The 16,454-nt window shown below is 66.7% G+C and carries 12 protein-coding genes and 1 pseudogene; 8 read left to right on the forward strand and 5 right to left on the reverse strand.

The window, feature by feature from the left end:
* Positions 1-11: 11 nt before the first annotated feature.
* Both INQ40_RS04975 and INQ40_RS04980 read right to left on the reverse strand, forming a co-directional pair.
* Positions 12-1,511 (reverse strand): catalase, encoded by a 1,500-nt coding sequence (locus INQ40_RS04975; RefSeq protein WP_194342076.1) that lies wholly within the window; start codon positions 1,509-1,511, stop codon positions 12-14.
* A 553-nt stretch (positions 1,512-2,064) separates the two neighbouring features.
* On the reverse strand, positions 2,065-3,564 hold the full coding sequence (locus INQ40_RS04980; protein WP_194342077.1) for an aminotransferase class III-fold pyridoxal phosphate-dependent enzyme: 1,500 nt from the start codon (positions 3,562-3,564) through the stop codon (positions 2,065-2,067).
* A 232-nt stretch (positions 3,565-3,796) separates the two neighbouring features.
* Here INQ40_RS04980 and queA point away from each other — a divergent pair, with 232 nt between their 5' ends.
* From queA to secF, 5 genes are all read left to right on the forward strand, one after another.
* Positions 3,797-4,858, forward strand: coding sequence for a tRNA preQ1(34) S-adenosylmethionine ribosyltransferase-isomerase QueA (gene queA, locus INQ40_RS04985; RefSeq protein WP_194342078.1), 1,062 nt, complete (start codon positions 3,797-3,799; stop codon positions 4,856-4,858).
* Positions 4,855-5,964, forward strand: a complete 1,110-nt coding sequence (gene tgt, locus INQ40_RS04990) for a tRNA guanosine(34) transglycosylase Tgt (protein WP_194342079.1) — start codon at positions 4,855-4,857, stop codon at positions 5,962-5,964. Before queA ends, tgt begins: the two co-directional genes overlap by 4 nt.
* A 91-nt stretch (positions 5,965-6,055) precedes the next feature.
* Entirely contained in the window at positions 6,056-6,394 is a 339-nt protein-coding gene (yajC, locus tag INQ40_RS04995) for a preprotein translocase subunit YajC (RefSeq protein WP_193986739.1), read from the forward strand.
* A 61-nt stretch (positions 6,395-6,455) separates the two neighbouring features.
* A complete protein-coding gene (gene secD / locus INQ40_RS05000) occupies positions 6,456-8,321 on the forward strand; it encodes a protein translocase subunit SecD (RefSeq protein WP_194342080.1) in 1,866 nt (621 codons plus the stop codon).
* 15 nt (positions 8,322-8,336) lie between these two features.
* Positions 8,337-9,302 carry a protein translocase subunit SecF gene (gene secF / locus INQ40_RS05005; RefSeq protein WP_194342081.1) on the forward strand — a complete coding sequence of 322 codons (966 nt, stop codon included), beginning with the start codon at positions 8,337-8,339 and terminating at the stop codon, positions 9,300-9,302.
* Positions 9,303-9,429: 127 nt separating this feature from the next.
* On the opposite strand, the gene INQ40_RS05010 is transcribed toward secF, so the two are convergent.
* Entirely contained in the window at positions 9,430-10,260 is an 831-nt protein-coding gene (locus tag INQ40_RS05010) for an inositol monophosphatase family protein (protein WP_193986744.1), read from the reverse strand.
* A gap of 106 nt (positions 10,261-10,366) precedes the next feature.
* On the opposite strand from INQ40_RS05010, the gene INQ40_RS05015 reads away from it, so the two are divergent.
* The 3 genes and pseudogenes from INQ40_RS05015 to INQ40_RS05025 all read left to right on the forward strand — a co-directional run bounded on the left by INQ40_RS05015 (position 10,367) and on the right by INQ40_RS05025 (position 14,319).
* Positions 10,367-11,155, forward strand: a complete 789-nt coding sequence (locus INQ40_RS05015) for an RNA methyltransferase (protein WP_228482178.1) — start codon at positions 10,367-10,369, stop codon at positions 11,153-11,155.
* Positions 11,156-11,198: 43 nt separating this feature from the next.
* Positions 11,199-12,155: a phosphate/phosphite/phosphonate ABC transporter substrate-binding protein gene (locus INQ40_RS05020; RefSeq protein ID WP_228482124.1), complete on the forward strand. Its 957-nt coding sequence runs from the start codon at positions 11,199-11,201 to the stop codon at positions 12,153-12,155.
* Between the two features lie 50 nt (positions 12,156-12,205).
* A pseudogene (locus INQ40_RS05025) lies at positions 12,206-14,319 on the forward strand (EAL domain-containing protein).
* Positions 14,320-14,327: 8 nt separating this feature from the next.
* Here the strand turns inward: INQ40_RS05025 and INQ40_RS05030 are convergent.
* Together INQ40_RS05030 and INQ40_RS05035 are read right to left on the reverse strand one after the other, a co-directional pair.
* Positions 14,328-14,969: an exopolysaccharide biosynthesis protein gene (locus INQ40_RS05030; protein ID WP_193986749.1), complete on the reverse strand. Its 642-nt coding sequence runs from the start codon at positions 14,967-14,969 to the stop codon at positions 14,328-14,330.
* Positions 14,953-16,293, reverse strand: a complete 1,341-nt coding sequence (locus tag INQ40_RS05035) for a hemolysin family protein (RefSeq protein ID WP_194342431.1) — start codon at positions 16,291-16,293, stop codon at positions 14,953-14,955. The genes INQ40_RS05030 and INQ40_RS05035 overlap by 17 nt, the downstream gene beginning before the upstream one ends.
* Between the last annotated feature and the right edge of the window lie 161 nt (positions 16,294-16,454).

A 16,454-nucleotide genomic window follows, 5' to 3' on the forward strand; every position in this document is an offset into this window, starting at 1 on the left:
CCGGCTCCGGCTCAGCCTTCGCCCATGCCTTCGGCGGGCTCGGGTGCCATGCCGCTGCGCAGCTTGTCCTCGATCTGCTGGCCGGTAGCCGCGTCGACGTTCTTCCAGTACTCGAACGCCCGCTCCAGCACCGGACTGCGAACGCCACCAAGCAGACTGCCGGCGACCTGGTCGACGAACTGCGCGCGCTGGGCGTCATTCCAGACCTCGCGGACCAGCGTGCCGGGCTGGCCGAAGTCGTCGTCCTCGGCGTGCAGGGTGTAGGCGCTGCGGACCATGTCTCCGTCGGTCTCCCAGCCGTCGGGCATCGGACCGGTCTCGTCGGCCCAACTGCGCTCGCCGCTGTTGGGTGCGTAAACCGGCGCGTTGCCGCTGTGGTGGTAGGCCATCTGGCCATCGAACATGTAGGTGTTCACCGGCACCTTGGGCTGGTTGACCGGCAGCTGGTGGAAGTTGGTGCCGATGCGGTTGCGCTGCGCGTCGGCATACGCGAACGCCCGGCCCAGCAGCATCTTGTCAGGCGAGAGGCCGATGCCGGGAACCGTGTTGCCCGGCGAGAACGCCGCCTGCTCGATCTGGGCGAAGAAGTTCTCCGGATTGCGGTTCAGGGTCATCGTGCCGACTTCGATCAGCGGATAGTCCTTGTGCGACCAGGTCTTGGTCAGGTCGAAGGGGTTGAAGCGGTAGTCCTTTGCCTCGGCATACGGCATGACCTGCACGGACAGGACCCACTCCGGGTGCTCGCCACGCTGGATCGCATCGAACAGGTCACGGCGGTGGTAATCGGCGTCGCTGCCGGACATCTCGGCGGCTTCGGCGTTGGTGAAAAACGCCATGCCCTGGCGGGTGTGGAAATGGTATTTGACCCAGAACTTCTCGCCGGCCGCGTTGATCCACATGTAGGTATGCGAGCCGTAGCCGTTCATGTGGCGCCACGTCCGCGGCAGCCCGCGCTCGCCCATCAGGTAGGTGACCTGGTGGGCGGATTCCGGGTTGTTGGTCCAGAAATCCCACTGCATGTGGTTGTCGCGCAGGCCCGAGTCGGGCAGGCGCTTCTGGCTGCGGATGAAATGCGGAAACTTCATCGGGTCACGCACGAAGAAGATCGGCGTGTTGTTGCCGACCAGGTCGTAGTTGCCCTCGTCGGTGTAGAACTTCAGCGAGAAGCCGCGCACGTCGCGCCACGTGTCCGGACTGCCCAGTTCGCCGGCCACGGTCGAAAAACGCGCCAGCATCTCGGTCGACGCGCCGGGCTGGAACAGCGCCGCGCGGGTGTAGCGCGAAACATCGGCGGTGGTCTTGAACACCCCGAAGGCGCCGGCACCCTTGGCATGCGGCCGGCGCTCGGGGACGTTTTCGCGGTTGAAATGCGCCATCTGCTCCAGGAAGTGCACGTCGTGCAGCAGGATCGGTCCGTTCGCGCCGACGGTCAGCGAATTGCGGTCGCTGGGTGCTGGGCTGCCGGAGCCAGTGGTCGATCCGGTCGCGGTCTTGTCGTGTGGCTTACTCATGGGGAAACTCCTGGCGTCAATTGCTGGGGGGGCTGAACCTGTGACAGGGAGTTGGACTTCCTCCGGCTTGTTCCAGTCTGCCTCCGCGGCCGAAGGCTTGCCAGTTGATTGGATGGAATGGATCGATAGCGCCGGTCTCTGGGGAGTGCGTCCCATCCGGCGCGAGTGCTGACTGCGTCTGCGGAGCAGCGTGTGGCGCCGGGGGTGGATGCCCTTGCGGCGAATGTCCCCCGGCACCGATGAAGCCGGTGCCTCCTCCTTTATTTCGCCGCAAGGGGATTCACCCCCGCCGTTCCAACATCGCTGGTGGTTGTAAAAACGGATACCCGCCAATCCAGGGGTGAGCTGGATGCCTTCGGGGCGAAATAAAGGAGGAGGCCGCCGCCGCAGGCGGAGGCCGGGGGACATTCGCCCGGAAGGCATGCAGCTCACGCCCCCTCCCGTCGATCAGGTCACCGCCGAAGTCAGCAAAAGAACCAGCAAAAAGCCGGGTTTCCCCGGCTCTTCGTGCGCTTGAACAGCGCGAACACCCGCGCAGTCGTTTTACGCGACGTTACTTGCTCGCGCGCGGACCTTCGCGCAACGCCCGACCGACCATATTGACCAGCAGTTCGATCTCGGAGCTCGTGCTGGTGAAGGTCGGGGTGAAGCGCAGCGAATTGGCGCCGCCGTGGATCACGCCGATGCCGTGCTCGCGCAGCCATTCCTCGGTCGAGTTGCTGCCGAAGCACTTGAACTCATCCGACAGCTCGCACGAGAACAGCAGGCCGGTGCCCTGGACCTTGGTGATCATGCCGCCCAGTTCGGACTTCAGCACTTCCAGTTTCTCCAGCGCCTCGGCGCCACGGGCACGGATGTTCTCCTGCAGTTCCGGCGTAACCATCTCCAGCACCGCGCATGCGGTATCCAGCGCGCGCGGGTTGGTGGTCATCGTGTTGCCGTACAGACCCTTGCGGTAGGCATTGCCGGCGCGCTCGTTCACGGCCAGCACCGACAGCGGGTACTGGCCGGCATTGAGCGCTTTGGAATAGGTTTCCATGTCGGGCGCTTCCACGCCTTCGAAACCGGGGTAGTCGATGATCGAGAGCACGCCGTTGGCACGCAGGCCGGCCTGGATGGAGTCCACCAGCAGGAACGAGCCGTGTTCGCGGGTCAGCTCGCGGGCGGTCTTGTAGAACTCGACGGGAACGCTGCGGCCGGGATCGCCTTCGCCCATCACCGGCTCCAGGAACATCGCCTCGATGAACCAGCCCTTGGCATCGGCGTCGGCAAATGCCTGCTTCAGCGCGTCCATGTCGTAGGGCTCAACGACGATTACGCTGTCCTCGCCACGGTAGCTGGCCAGGTACTGCTCGTAGGCCTTGCGGGTGGAGTTGGAGTACAGCGCCGGTCGATCCGTGCGACCGTGGAACCCGCCCTTGACCACCAGGCGCTTGATGCGGTGGCCGGCGCGCTTGCCGCCCTCGTCGGTCATCGTCTTGGCGTTCGCATCGGCGATGCGCGCAGCCAGCGTGACCGACTCGGAGCCCGAGTTGAGGCACATGAAGTGGGTGAACGGACACTCGCGCTCGTCACCGATCGCCTCGCGCAGCAGCGTGCTCAGGCGCAGCTGGGAGATGCTCGGGGTCATGATGTTCGCCATCGCCTGCGGCTTGGCCATGGCGGCGATCACCTGCGCGGGCGCATGGCCGAAGCCGAGCATGCCATAGCCGCCCGAGTCGTGGATCACCGCGCCCTTCAGGGTCACGATCCACGGGCCACGGGCGGCGAGGGCGACGTACGGGTTGACCGCGTCGTCCTGGTAGAAGTTGATGAACCCGGCCTGCAGCTTCTGCATCTGGCTGGCTTCGTCCAGGTCCAGCAGGTCGGCAAAATGCTTCTTCACCTCGGCGTACTCGGCCACGGCGGCATCCACCGCTTCGCCTAGCTCGGCGTTGTCGGCGAACTGGGCCAGGACCGCATCATCCAGGCCGACCGTGCGGCGCGAGCCGCCGTGGGCGCGCAGGGGCGCAAGCTTGCTGGCGATGGCGTTTGAGTGGGTGGCGCTGGGCATCGGTGTTGCTCCTCCGCAGGGTTGATCGCAGTGCCCGGGCACCGCAAACAAAAATGCGCGGGCGCGCCGCGCAAGAGATTTACGTTGTATTTCAGACAGTTAGCCGATTCTAACACGGCGCGGAGATCGGCATAACCCCCGGACGGCGCGCGGCGTATCGCTACACTATGCGATTTGCCGCAGGCCTCGTGTCCCGTCCTGCGCGATCGCCTGCACCCGTGAAAGCACTGTCTTGAAAAAATCCGACTTCGACTATCCATTGCCCCCGGAGCTGATCGCGCAGGCGCCGCTGGCGCGGCGATCGGCCAGCCGTCTGCTGCTGGTCCCGACGGCGCCGGCGGCGTTTTCCGACCATGTGTTCAGCGAGCTGCCGGCGCTGCTGCAGCCCGGCGACCTGCTGGTGTTCAACGACACCCGCGTGATCCCGGCCCGCCTGTTCGGCGCCAAGAGCACGGGCGGCCGCGTCGAGATCCTGATCGAGCGGCTGCTGGAGGACGACTGCGCCCGCGCCCAGTTGGGCGTCAGCAAATCCCCGAAGCAGGGCGCACGCATCCAGCTCGACGCAGGCGGTGAGGCCGAGGTCCTCGGCCGGGACGGGGAGTTCTACCGCCTGCAGTTTCATCTTGGCGAGCCGCTGGACGCCTATCTCGAGCGGGTCGGCCGCCTGCCCCTGCCGCCGTACATCCAGCGCGAGCCCGACGCGGAGGATCTGGAGCGCTACCAGACCGTATTCGCGCGCGAGACCGGCGCGGTGGCCGCACCGACGGCCGGGCTGCACTTCGACCCGGCGTTGCTCGAGGCGCTGGCCGCGCGCGGCGTCGAGTTCGGCCACGTCACCCTGCACGTGGGTGCTGGCACCTTCCAGCCGGTCCGCGTCGACGACCTGGCTGACCACGTCATGCACGCCGAGCGGCTGCACGTCGATGCAGCGCTGGTCGGGCAGGTTGCCCGGGTGCGGGCAGCAGGTGGCCGCGTGATCGCGGTGGGTACGACGGTGGTGCGCGCACTGGAAACGGCGATGCAGCCTACGCAGGAGAATCCCGACGGCGAGTTGCGGCCGTATGCTGGAGAGAGCCGGCTGTTCATCGTTCCGGGCTACCGGATCCGCGCGGTCGACGCGATGATCACCAATTTCCACCTGCCCGAAAGCACGCTGCTGATGATGGTCTCGGCCTTCGCCGGCCGGGACCGGGTCTTCGCCGCCTATGCGCACGCGGTCGCGGCGCGTTACCGGTTCTTCTCCTACGGCGACGCGATGTTGCTGTTTCCCGATCCTGGAGCAACACGGCAATGAGCCGCATGGCATTTGAACTGCTGGGTACCGACGGCGCCGCACGCCGCGGACGTCTCAGTTTCCCACGCGGCATCGTCGAGACGCCGGCCTTCATGCCGGTGGGCACCTACGGCACGGTGAAAGGCATCTATCCGCAGGCCGTGCGCGAGCTGGGTGCCCAGATGGTCCTGGGCAATACCTTCCATCTGTTTCTGCGCCCGGGCCTGGAGGTGATCGAGGCGCACGGCGGGCTGCACGGCTTCATGCGCTGGGATGGCCCGATCCTGACCGATTCGGGCGGCTTCCAGGTGTTCTCGCTCGCGCACAAGCGCAGGATCACCGAGGCGGGCGTGACCTTCGCCGCGCCGATCGACGGCCGCAAGGTGTTCCTCGGTCCCGAGGAGAGCATGCACATCCAGAAGGTGCTTGGCTCCGACGTGGTGATGATCTTCGACGAGTGCACTCCGTATCCGGCCACCGAGGAGGTCGCGCGCACGTCGATGGAACTCAGCCTGCGCTGGGCGGAACGCTCCCGCAAGGCGCACGAGGGCAACGATGCCGCCCTGTTCGGCATCGTCCAGGGCGGCGTCCACCACGAACTGCGCACGCACTCGGCGGCCGGTCTCACCGGCATTGGTTTTGACGGCTACGCCATCGGCGGGCTGGCGGTGGGCGAGCCGGAGGACGAGCGCAACGCCATGCTGGAGCACACCTGCCCGCAACTGCCGCCCGATCGTCCGCGCTACCTGATGGGCGTCGGCCGGCCGGAAGACCTGGTGGAAGGCGTCGCCCGCGGCATCGACATGTTCGATTGCGTCATGCCGACCCGCAACGCGCGCAACGGCCATTTCTTTACCGCGACCGGCACGGTGCGCATCCGCAACGCGAAGTACGAGCATGACCTGGGACCGATCGAGGAGGGCTGTGACTGCACCGCCTGCGCCGGTGGTTTCAGCCGCAGCTACCTGCGCCACCTGGACCGCTGCAACGAGATGCTCGGACCGATGCTGGGCACCGCGCACAACCTGCGTTACTACCAGCGTTTGATGGCGCAGATGCGCGAGGCGATCGCCGCGGGAACTTTCGCGGCATTCCGTGAGTCCTTCTACGCGGCGCGCACGCCATAAGCGGCGACGCGCCATGCCCGCGTCGCCCGCGTGGGTGTTGGCAACCCATGACATAATCTCCGGCTGTTTTTCGTCCTTACGGAATATCGACATGAACCTGCTTGATCTGGTGATCGCTCCCGCCCATGCCCAGGCCGCCGCTGCTCCTGCGGGTGGGATGGGAATGTCCCTGCTGTTCCCGGTCCTGCTGATCGGCGTGATGTACTTCCTGATGATCCGTCCGCAGATGAAGCGCGCCAAGGAGCACAAGGCGATGCTTGGCCAGCTGGCCATGGGTGATGAGGTGCTGACCAACGGCGGCGTTGCCGGCGTGGTCACGGCTCTGGGGGAGAACTTCGTCACCGTGGAAATCGCCGACAACGTCCGCATCCGCGTGCAGCGTGGCTCGATCGCCAACGTGCTGCCCAAGGGCACCTTAAAAGCCGCCTGATCGCGGTCACCACTTTTTTCTAGAAGCAGGGGCGGCCGAACGGCCGCCGCAGGGGTAATCGATGCTCACTTACGCGCGCTGGAAATACGTCGTCCTGGTGCTGGCCATCCTGTTCAGCACTATCTACGCGTTGCCGAACCTGTACCAGAAGGATCCCTCGGTGCAGGTCACCGCCAACCGTGGCGCACCGATCGACGAGGCGCTGGTCCAGCGCGTGTCCGAAACGCTGCGCAAGTCCGGGATTCCGACCAAGCAGGTCGCCATCGATGGCGACAACCTGCTGGTGCGCCTGACCGGCACGGATGACCAGTCCAAGGCCGCCGACGCGCTGGCGCCGGTGCTGGGCAATGACTACGTCACCGCGCTGAACCTGGCGTCGACCGTCCCGCCGTGGCTGGACAACATCGGCGCCCACGGCATGCTGCTCGGCCTTGACCTGCAGGGCGGCGTCCACTTCTCGATGCAGGTCGACCAGAAGGCGGCGCTGGACAAGCACCTGGATGCGATCGTCGAGGACGTGCGCGTGGTCCTACGCGACGGACGCGTGCGCTACGAGTCGGTCACCCGGCGCCCGGACAACTCGGTCAACGTGCGCCTTGTGGACGCGGCCGACGCGGCTGCCGCGCGCAAGAAGATCCTGGCCAGCCAGCCGACCCTGCGCCTGGACGGCAGTGGACAGGTCCTGACCCTGCAGATCCCGGAGCCTGAATTGCAGCGGATGATGACCGACGCGCTGAACCAGAACCAGGGCACGCTGCGCAACCGCATCAACGCCCTGGGCGTGGCCGAGCCGCTGATCCAGCGCCAGGGCAACGACCGCATCGTGGTCGAACTGCCCGGCGTGCAGGACACCGCGCAGGCCAAGCGCGTGATCGGCGCGACCGCGACGCTGGAATACCGCGCGGTGGTGGAAGGCGATGCGTATGACGCGGTCGCCACCGGCAACGTGCCGCCGCAGGCCAAGGTCTATTACCGGCGCGAGCTGGGAATCGACGGCAAGCCGGTGCCGATTCTGCTCAACAAGCGGGTGATCGCCTCGGGCGACCAGCTGGTCGGCGCGACCTCGGGTCTGGACCCGCAATCGGGCACGCCGTCGGTCTCGGTCAAGCTGGACAGCTCCGGCGGCCAGCGCATGTTCGACTTCACCAGTTCCAGCGTGGGCAAGCCAATGGCGGTGGTCTACATCGAGCGCATCCCGCAGGTCCGCATGGTGGATGGCAAGGAGGTCCGCAGCACCAGGGTCAGCGAGGAGGTCATCTCTGTTGCCAACATCAATGGCGTGTTCGGCAAGGATTTCCAGACCACCGGCCTGGAAAGCATGAAGGAGGCGACCGATCTCGCGCTGCTGCTGCGCTCGGGCTCGCTGGCGGCGCCGATGGATTTCGTTGAAGAGCGCATCGTCGGCCCCAGCCTGGGCCGGGAGAACATCGAGCGCGGGATGAAGGCGGTCATCTACTCGTTCGCGTTCGTGCTGGTGTTTTTCCTCATCTATTACCGGATGTTCGGCATCATCACCTGCGCCGCGCTGCTGCTGAACATCCTGATGCTGGTGGCGGTGATGTCGCTGTTCGGCTTCACCATGACGCTGCCGGGCATGGCGGGTATCGCGCTGACAGTGGGTCTGTCGGTGGATGCGAACGTGCTGATCAACGAGCGGATACGCGAGGAGTTGCGACTCGGCGTGCCGCCCAAGTCGGCCATTGCGCTGGGCTACGAGAAGGCCACCAGCACCATCGTCGATGCCAACCTGACCACCTTGCTGGCCGGCGTGGCGATGTTCGCCTTTGGCACCGGGCCGGTGAAGGGCTTCGCGGTGGCACTGATCATCGGCATCCTCACCTCGATGTACACCGCGGTGTCGGCGTCGCGCGCGATGGCAACGCTGCTCTACGGCAGTCGTCGCAAGCTCAAGTCCATTGCGATCTGACCGCAGGAACGGATCATGAAACCATTCACCCTAATCCCCAATGTCACCAACATCGACTTCCTGCGCCTGCGTGGGGCGTCGTTCGTGGTCTCCATCATCCTGCTGGCGGTATCGGTGGGCGCGATCGCGTTCAACGGGTTCAACTTTGCGCTGGACTTCACCGGCGGTACGGTGACCGAGCTGCGCTTCGAGCAGCCCGTGGATGTCAACGACGCGCGCAAACGCTTGGCTGACGCCGGTTACGGCAATGCCGAGGTCTTGACCTTCGGCTCGGGCAACGACCTGCTGGTGCGCCTGCAGTCCGGTGACGAGGGCGCGGACGACGCCGTGGAAACCAACGACCGCACCGCCCGCGAGATCACCAACGCGGTGTCCACGGCCGACAACCCCGGCACGGTGATGCGCAGCGACTTCGTCGGCCCGCAGGTCGGCAAGGAGCTCGCGCTCAACGGCATCTGGGCGCTGATCTTCGTGGTCGTCGGGTTCCTGGTCTACATCTCGACCCGGTTCGAGCGCAAGTTCGCGATCGCCGCGGTGCTGACATCGTTGCAGGACTCGGTGATCGTGGTCGGCTGGTTTGCCCTCACCGGCCACGAGTTCGACCTCACCGTGCTGGCCGGCGTGCTGTCGGTACTGGGGTTCTCGATCAACGACACGATCGTGGTGTTCGACCGTATCCGCGAGAACTTCCGCACGATGCGCACCAGTCCGTCCGCGATCATCAACGCCTCGATCAACCAGACGCTCTCGCGCACGATCATCACCTCGGTGGCTTCGTTCCTGACCGTGTTCGCGCTGTACATCTACGGCGGTGGGTCGCTGCAGGGCATGGCGGAGGCGATGATGATCGGCGTGGTGATCGGCACGATGTCCTCGATCTTCGTGGCTTCGCCGCTGCTGACCATCGGTTTCCTGAAGGTCACCAAGCAGGACCTGATGCCGAAGGCGCGCGACGAAGAGGCCCTGGCCCGCCGGCCGTGAGTCTGTAAACGCCGCAATCAAGAAAGGCCGCGCTGGAATGCGCGGCCTTTTTTGTTGGTCCGATCTGCTGGTCCGATCTGCTGGTCCGATGGAGCGGGGCCGGTCTGCTCCGCGTCCGCCCGCTGAATCAGTCGAACGTGGCGGCGTAGCCGGTATTGAGGATGCGCTGCTGCAGCAGGCCGGCCACCTTGAGATTGCCGGCGATCAGCGGCCGGGGATTGATGCCGCGGCTGTCCATCGGGCCCGTGCTGCGATCGCGGAAATCGCTGACCTTGCCGCCGGCCTCGCGCACCATCAGTGCACCGGCGGCGATGTCCCAGGGCTTGATCCCGGCTTCGAAGTAGGCGTCGGCGCGTCCGCAGGCCACGTAGGCCAGATCGAGCGCGGCCGAGCCGGAGATGCGGATGTCCTGGATTTCGGTGAACAGGGTGTCCAGCGTCGTCAGCTGCGCGCTGGCGCGCTTGCGCTCGCGCGGCGGGAAGCCGGTCAGCACCATCGCCCCGTCCAGGTCCTTGCGGTCGGCGACGCGGATGCGCTTGTCGTTCAGGGTGGCGCCACTGCCGCGGCTGGCGGTGAACAGCTCGTTGCGCAGTGGATCGAAGATCACCCCGTGCACCGGCTCGCCGTTCTCGACCAGGGCGATGGACACGCAGAAGTGCGGGATGCCGCGCAGGTAGTTGCTGGTGCCGTCGAGCGGGTCGATGACCCAGGTCGAGCGCGCGGTGCCGCTCTTGGGCGACAGTAGGCCGCCTTCTTCGCCCAGGATGGCGTAATCGGGCGTGGCGCGGCGGAATTCCTTGATGATCTCCTTCTCGGCCAGCTCATCGACTTCGCTGGCGAAGTCCATCCGGTCCTTCTCGACCACGTTCAGCGCGTCCAGTTTGTGCATGTGCCGTAGCAGCACATTGCCGGCGGAGCGGGCGGCCTTGACCATGAGGTTGATGGCGGGTTTCTGCATGGCAAAACGGCCTCGAGCGGGGAGGTGGGGAGTGGGCGAAGGGAAAGAGCGGCCGGCGATGGACGAACATGGTTCGTTGCCGGCCGCGCAGTTTACCATTGCCGCCATGACCGCCGACCATCCGCACGTCCCGCCTGATCCCTCCCTGGCACAGCGCATCCGCATCGTCCTGGTCGGGACCCAGCATCCGGGCAATATCGGCTCCGCGGCGCGGGCATTGAAGACGATGGGCCTGGACCGTCTGGTGCTGGTTGCGCCGCAACGCGCACCGGACGTGGAATCCTTCGCGCTGGCCGCCGGCGCCAACGACGTGCTGGACAGGGCGGTCACCTTCGAGACATTGGCCGACGCGGTGGCCGATTGCCGCCTGGTCCTGGGGTGCACCGCGCGCAGCCGCCGGATCAGCCTTGAGGAGTTGATGCCGCGGGCCGCCGCGGAGCGCGCGGTGGCCGTTGCCGCGCAGGCCGAGGTGGCGCTGGTGTTCGGGCGCGAGCGCACTGGCCTGGAGAACCACGAGCTGCAGCTGTGCCACGCCGCCATCCATATCCCGGCCAATCCGGACTACAGCTCGCTGAACCTGGCGGCCGCGGTGCAGGTCATCAGCTACGAACTGCGGCTTGCGTTGCTGGCGAGCCCTGAGGCCCATTCGCCCGCGCCAGCGGTCCCCGCCGAGCGCAATCCGCCCGCCTCGCACGCACAGATGGAGCATTTCTTCGCCCAGCTGGCCGAGACACTGGATGCCATCGACTTCCACAAGGGTCGATCGCCGGACTCGGCAATGCGCAAGCTGCGCCGGCTGTTCCTGCGCGTGGATCTGGAGGAGCGCGAGCTGCGCTTGTTGCGTGGGATCCTCGCCGATGCCAGCCGGATGGCGATGCTGGCGGGACGACGCTGATGCCCTGTACGCTCACTGCAGGGGCGTTGGGGGAAGGATGCGAGTGAATCACCAGCAGGACCGGCACGGGCCGATCGCAGCAAGGCTCGCGCGGCTGCGCAGCTTCATCCTGGCGGTTTGCCTGCTCGGCGTTGCCGGCACGCCTGCGTGGGCCGGCGAATCCCACATCCTCGTGCTGGGCCGCATCAGCGACGATCCGGCGGCGCATTACGAGCAGCTCAAGCCGCTCCTCGATTACGTCGTGCCGAGGATGGCCGACGTGGGCATCCGCGAGGGCCGCATCCTGATGGCCCGGGATCCACAGCAGATGGCCAGCTACCTGCGTCGCGAGCGGGTCGACTGGGTCACCGAGACCTCCGGTTCCGGTGCGCTGCTTGCCGAACGCGCCGGTGCCCGCCCGTTGCTGGTGACTGAACGCGACGGCGAACGCAGCTACCACGCCGTGTTCTTCGCGCGCGCGGACAGCGGCATCACCGGCATCGATTCCCTGCAGGGATCGCGCATCGCGTTCCAGCGACCGACCTCCACCAGTGCGTATTTCGTTCCGGCCGGCCAATTGCTGCGCAGCGGCCTCAAGCTGGACCTGCTGATGTCGCCGCTGGACACCGTCGGCCCGGATGCGCTGGGCTACCTGTTCGCGCGTTCGGAGCTGAACATCGCCACCTGGGTGCACAAGGGACTGGTCGATGTCGGCGTGGTCAGCAACCTGGACTGGGCCAACCCGCGCCGCATGCCCGAGGCGTTCAGGAAGGACATGGTGCTGATCGGCCGCAGCGAGGAGTTCCCGCGCGCGCTGGAGCTGGTGCGCGCCAACCTGGATCCCGCGGTGCGTGAGCGGCTGCGGCAGGTGCTGGTGGAGGCTGCGGACGATCCCCTGGCTGCAGCCGCGATGCACGAGTTTTTCGGCACGACCCGCTTCCTGCCGCTTGATGAGGAGGCGCGCCGCGAGCTCGCCCATCTGCGGGAGCTGGTGCAACTGGTGCGGAGCCAGGTCGAGTGAGGGCGACGCTTGCGAGCCTGTTCAGCGGTTTGCAGGGGCGCGTCCTGGCGATGTTGCTCGGCGCCCTGGTCGTCTTCATGGCGCTGACCGGTCTGGTCCTCCAGCGCCAGGCGGAAACCCAGCACGAAGTGGAGCGCGTCAGCCATTCGGCCATGCAGGAGGTGGCCGATGAGAACCTTCAGCAACGCGGCGAGAACATGGTCGAGCCGCTGGCCGAGCTGTTGGTCAATCCGCTCTATTACCACGACCTCGACAGCATGGGCGTGCTGCTCCAAGGCGCGCTGAAGCAGCGCTGGATCCGCTACGTCTATGTCTTCGATGCGCAGGGCCGCGTGCTTCACGACGGCAGCGAGTCGATCCCGGCTTACGGCCTGCCGATGGACGATCCGCTGGCACCAGCGGCGTTGGCGGCGACCGCGCTGCGAACCCAGTTCAGCGACTCGATCATGGACGTGTCCGCGCCGATCATGATTGGGCGCGAGCGCCTGGGCGGTGTCCGCATCGGCTACGACCTGGGCGCGATGCGCGTATTGCAGGAGCGCGCCACGCACCAGTTGGGCGTCAGGCTGAAGGTGTTGGCCGAGCGCCAGATGCTGTGGTTGCTGGTGCTGGGTGTGGCCCTGATGGCGATGGGTGCCGCCGTGTTGTGGACCATCCAGCGCTGGCTGGTGATGCCGATCCGCAACCTGGCCGATGCCGCGCGCAAGATCGAGTCGGGCCACTACGACGTGCTGCCATTGGACAGCAAGCGCAATGACGAACTGGGCGAGCTGATCCGCGCTTTCCGCAACATGGGCCGGAGCGTCGCGCGCCACGACCGCGACATCCGCAAGATGGCCTACACCGATGCGCTGACCGGCCAGGCCAACCGGCTGGCGTTCCGCGAGGCACTCGACGAGCGTCTGCTGCGGTTGAGCGGCAGCGGACGCCAGCTCGCACTGCTGTTCGCCGACATCGACGACTTCAAGCGCGTCAATGACACCCTCGGCCATGACGTCGGCGACGAGGTTCTGCTGGAGGTATCGCGCCGCATCCGCGACGTGGTCCAGCGCCTGGGCGGGCCCGGCGCGATGCTGGCCCGGTTCGGCGGGGACGAGTTTGTCATCCTGGTGGAGGCGGCGGATCCGCGGGTCAACGTGCGCGAAATCGCGACCACACTGGGCGAGTCGCTGGTCGAGGAGCTGGGCGCGCCGCTCGCACTGCGCGAGCGGGAGGTGTTCCTGGGCATTTCGATCGGCATCAGCATGTACCCCGACGACGCCCTGACCGCGGCGATGCTGATGAAAAACGGCGATATCGCCATGTACCAGGCCAAGCTGGCCGGCAAGAACTGCGCCCGTTACTACGACAACGTGATGAACAGCGCCGTGGAGCGCCACGTCCGGCTGGAAACCGAGCTGCGGGGGCGTGGGAGCGCGGCGAGCTGAGCGTGGTGTACCAGCCGGTGATCCGGGTGGCGGACGACGCCGTGGTCGGCGCCGAAGCGCTCCTGCGCTGGCACCACCCCGAACTGGGGGAGGTGCCGCCGGCGGTCTTCATCGACGTGGCGGAAAAAACCGGCCTGATCGAATTGCTCGGACCCAAGGTCATGACCGCCGCCTGCCGGGACGCGGCGCGCTGGCCCGCGCTGGATGGCGGCACGCCGCCGTTCGTGACGGTCAACGTCTCAGCCCGCGAACTGCGCAGCGGCGACCTGCCGCGCAGCGTGGCGCGCAGCCTGGACTACAGCGGCCTGGATCCTGGCCGGCTGCTGGTGGAACTCACCGAGACGGCGATGATCGGCGACGAGGCCCATGCCGGCCGCGTGCTGCAACAGCTGCGCGCGACCGGGGTACAGGTCTGGCTGGACGATTTCGGCACCGGCTTTTCGGGGCTCAGCCACCTGCGTCGCGTGCCCGTGGACGGGGTCAAGATCGATCGCAGCTTTGTGGCCGACATCCTGCATGACCCCGACGACCTGGCCCTCACCACGGCGATCATCGCCATGGCGCGCTCACTGGGAATCACGGTGATCGCCGAGGGCGTGGAGAACCGCGCGCAATACCAGCTGCTGCGCGATCGCGGCTGCGACCTGGCACAGGGGTTCAGTCTCGCCAATCCCATGAGTTCGGATGAGTTCGTTGCGCTGTGCAATGACGCGTCCGCCGTACACCTGCCAGGTTGAGCGTCCGCTCAGCCGTGGATCCAGTGCGCGACCGCGGTCGCCAACTGCCCCGATACCAGGCTGAAGAAGACCACCGCAGCGGTTCCCGCGACCCAGGCCGCGCCCATCAGGTAGCCGTCGCGCTCCAGCAATGCCAGCGCGAAAAGCAGTAACAGCACCCCGAACACGTAGTTGGTGAACGGGATGGGCAGGCACAGCAGCAGGCCGAGCGCGACCAGCAACAGGCCACTGACGAGGTTGGACAGGCGTCGCTCGAGCAACGCCGGCGCCCGTGGCCGCGACACGCGCTCCAGCCGCGCCAGCCACGGTGAGATCCGGTCACGGAAGCGGCTGACGGTCTCGCGCGTCGGCCCGCGCCGGGCCACGAAACCGGGGAGCCACGGGGTCGGCAGACCCACCATCAATTGCAGTCCCAGCAGCACCACCAGCAGGCCGCTGGCACCGCCGACGCCCGGGATCGGCAGGAAGGCTGGCAGGATGGCGATGAACACCAGCATGCCGAACGAGCGCTTGCCCAGCCCGCCGAACATGGCGCCAAGCGGCAGGATCTCGTCGGGATCGCCGATGGTGAACGAGTCCAGCAGCGCCCGGGTGCCGACGGCGTGACCGTCCGTCGCGTGTGCGCCGGTGCCGCTATCCGCTGGTTTCATCGTTTTCCGGGTCCTGCACCGGCTCGCTCTGCAGCAGCAGCTTGTCGATCCGCGGCCCGTCCAGGTCGATCACCTCGATCCGCCAGCCCGGCCAGGCGAACTGCTCGCCGACGTTGGGAATGCGGCCGAAGTGGGCGATCACCATTCCGGCGGCAGTATGGAAGTCATGCTCGTCCTCGCCGGGCACCGACCCGGAAACCAGTTCGTGCAGGTCCTCCAGGTGCAGGCTGCCGTCGATCAGCCATGAGCCGTCCGCGCGCTGCACCACCGGTCCGGCGGTGTCGTCGCTGGTCTCGTTGCTGCCGTTGCCCATGCCGGCCTGGACGCGCCCGATGACGGCGCCCATCACATCATTGACCGTCACCAGGCCGGTGACGTCGCCGTACTCGTCCACCACCAGCGCCAGCGACTGCTGCTCCTCGCGGAAGATCTCCAGCAGTTTCATCGCGTGGGTGGATTCGGAGACAAACAGCGCCTCGCGCATCTGCCCGAACAGGTCGATCGGCACGCCCGGCATCAGACCGCGCAGCAGTGATTTGGCTTCGACCACGCCGATCACGTCCTGGTCGGTGCCACGCAGCACCGGGAAGCGCGACACCGGCGAGCTGCGCATCGTTTCCAGGTTCTCATCCAGCGGCGCGCCCGCGTCCAGCCAGGTGATCCGGGTGCGCGGCGTCATCAGGCTGTCGGCGGTGCGGTCGCCCAGGCCGAGCACGCGGTTCATCATCTTGCGTTCGTCGGCATCAATCACGCCCTGCTCATGGCTCTCGCTGACCAGCAGCCGGATCTCCTCTTCCGTCACGCTGGACGCCTGGGTCTGGTCCAGGCGCATCAGCTTGAGCATGCCTTGCGTGCTCACCATCAGCAGCCAGACCGCCGGCGTGGCGATCCAGGACACCCAGTGCATCGGCGCGGCAACGAAGCTGGCGAGCTTTTCCGGGGCCAGCAGGGCCAGCCGTTTGGGCAGCAGCTCGCCCAACACGATGCTCAGGTAGGTGATTAGTCCCACCGCCATCACCAGTCCGATGGTGCCCGCGTATTCACCCAGGAAAGGCACCTGCAGCGCGAGCCAGGCGCCGATGGCCGAGCCGATGGCCTCGCCGCCGAACATACCCGTCAGGATCGCGATCAGGGTGATCCCGACCTGCACGGTGGAGAGGAAGCGGTCGGGGTGTTCGGCCAGGTCCAGCGCCTTGCGCGCGCGCCGGCTGGTGACCGCCATGTGCCGCAAGCGCGCCTTGCGCGAGGTGACAACCGACATCTCCGACAACGCAAAAAATGCGTTGAACGCGATGAGCACCAGCACGATCCCGAACTTCAGCATGCCGCTGGCCTCATCCGGATGGGGCAGGGCACCGCTGGGCCACGGCGGCACGAGGGCGCCGTGGAGCATGTAGACGGAGGTTTTGGATCGTCGCCCATGGAGCGCAGGAGACCGTATTGACGCGTCCAAGCGACGCCGCCGGATTTTAGCAGGTAGCCCGT

The sequence above is a fragment of the Lysobacter sp. H21R4 genome (genome assembly GCF_015277535.1).
In the GTDB taxonomy this organism is placed as follows: Bacteria; Pseudomonadota; Gammaproteobacteria; order Xanthomonadales; family Xanthomonadaceae; genus Novilysobacter; species Novilysobacter ciconiae.

What these genes read in the sequence shown, in the direction of transcription:
- INQ40_RS05030 (WP_193986749.1), bottom strand. Translation starts at nt 14,969, where the DNA reads ATGAAACCAGCGGATAGCGGCACCGGCGCACACGCGACGGACGGTCAC.
- secF (WP_194342081.1), top strand. Translation starts at nt 8,337, where the DNA reads ATGAAACCATTCACCCTAATCCCCAATGTCACCAACATCGACTTCCTG.
- INQ40_RS04975 (WP_194342076.1), bottom strand. Translation starts at nt 1,511, where the DNA reads ATGAGTAAGCCACACGACAAGACCGCGACCGGATCGACCACTGGCTCC.
- INQ40_RS05015 (WP_228482178.1), top strand. Translation starts at nt 10,367, where the DNA reads ATGACCGCCGACCATCCGCACGTCCCGCCTGATCCCTCCCTGGCACAG.
- INQ40_RS04980 (WP_194342077.1), bottom strand. Translation starts at nt 3,564, where the DNA reads ATGCCCAGCGCCACCCACTCAAACGCCATCGCCAGCAAGCTTGCGCCC.
- yajC (WP_193986739.1), top strand. Translation starts at nt 6,056, where the DNA reads ATGAACCTGCTTGATCTGGTGATCGCTCCCGCCCATGCCCAGGCCGCC.
- INQ40_RS05010 (WP_193986744.1), bottom strand. Translation starts at nt 10,260, where the DNA reads ATGCAGAAACCCGCCATCAACCTCATGGTCAAGGCCGCCCGCTCCGCC.
- secD (WP_194342080.1), top strand. Translation starts at nt 6,456, where the DNA reads ATGCTCACTTACGCGCGCTGGAAATACGTCGTCCTGGTGCTGGCCATC.
- tgt (WP_194342079.1), top strand. Translation starts at nt 4,855, where the DNA reads ATGAGCCGCATGGCATTTGAACTGCTGGGTACCGACGGCGCCGCACGC.
- INQ40_RS05035 (WP_194342431.1), bottom strand. Translation starts at nt 16,293, where the DNA reads ATGCTGAAGTTCGGGATCGTGCTGGTGCTCATCGCGTTCAACGCATTT.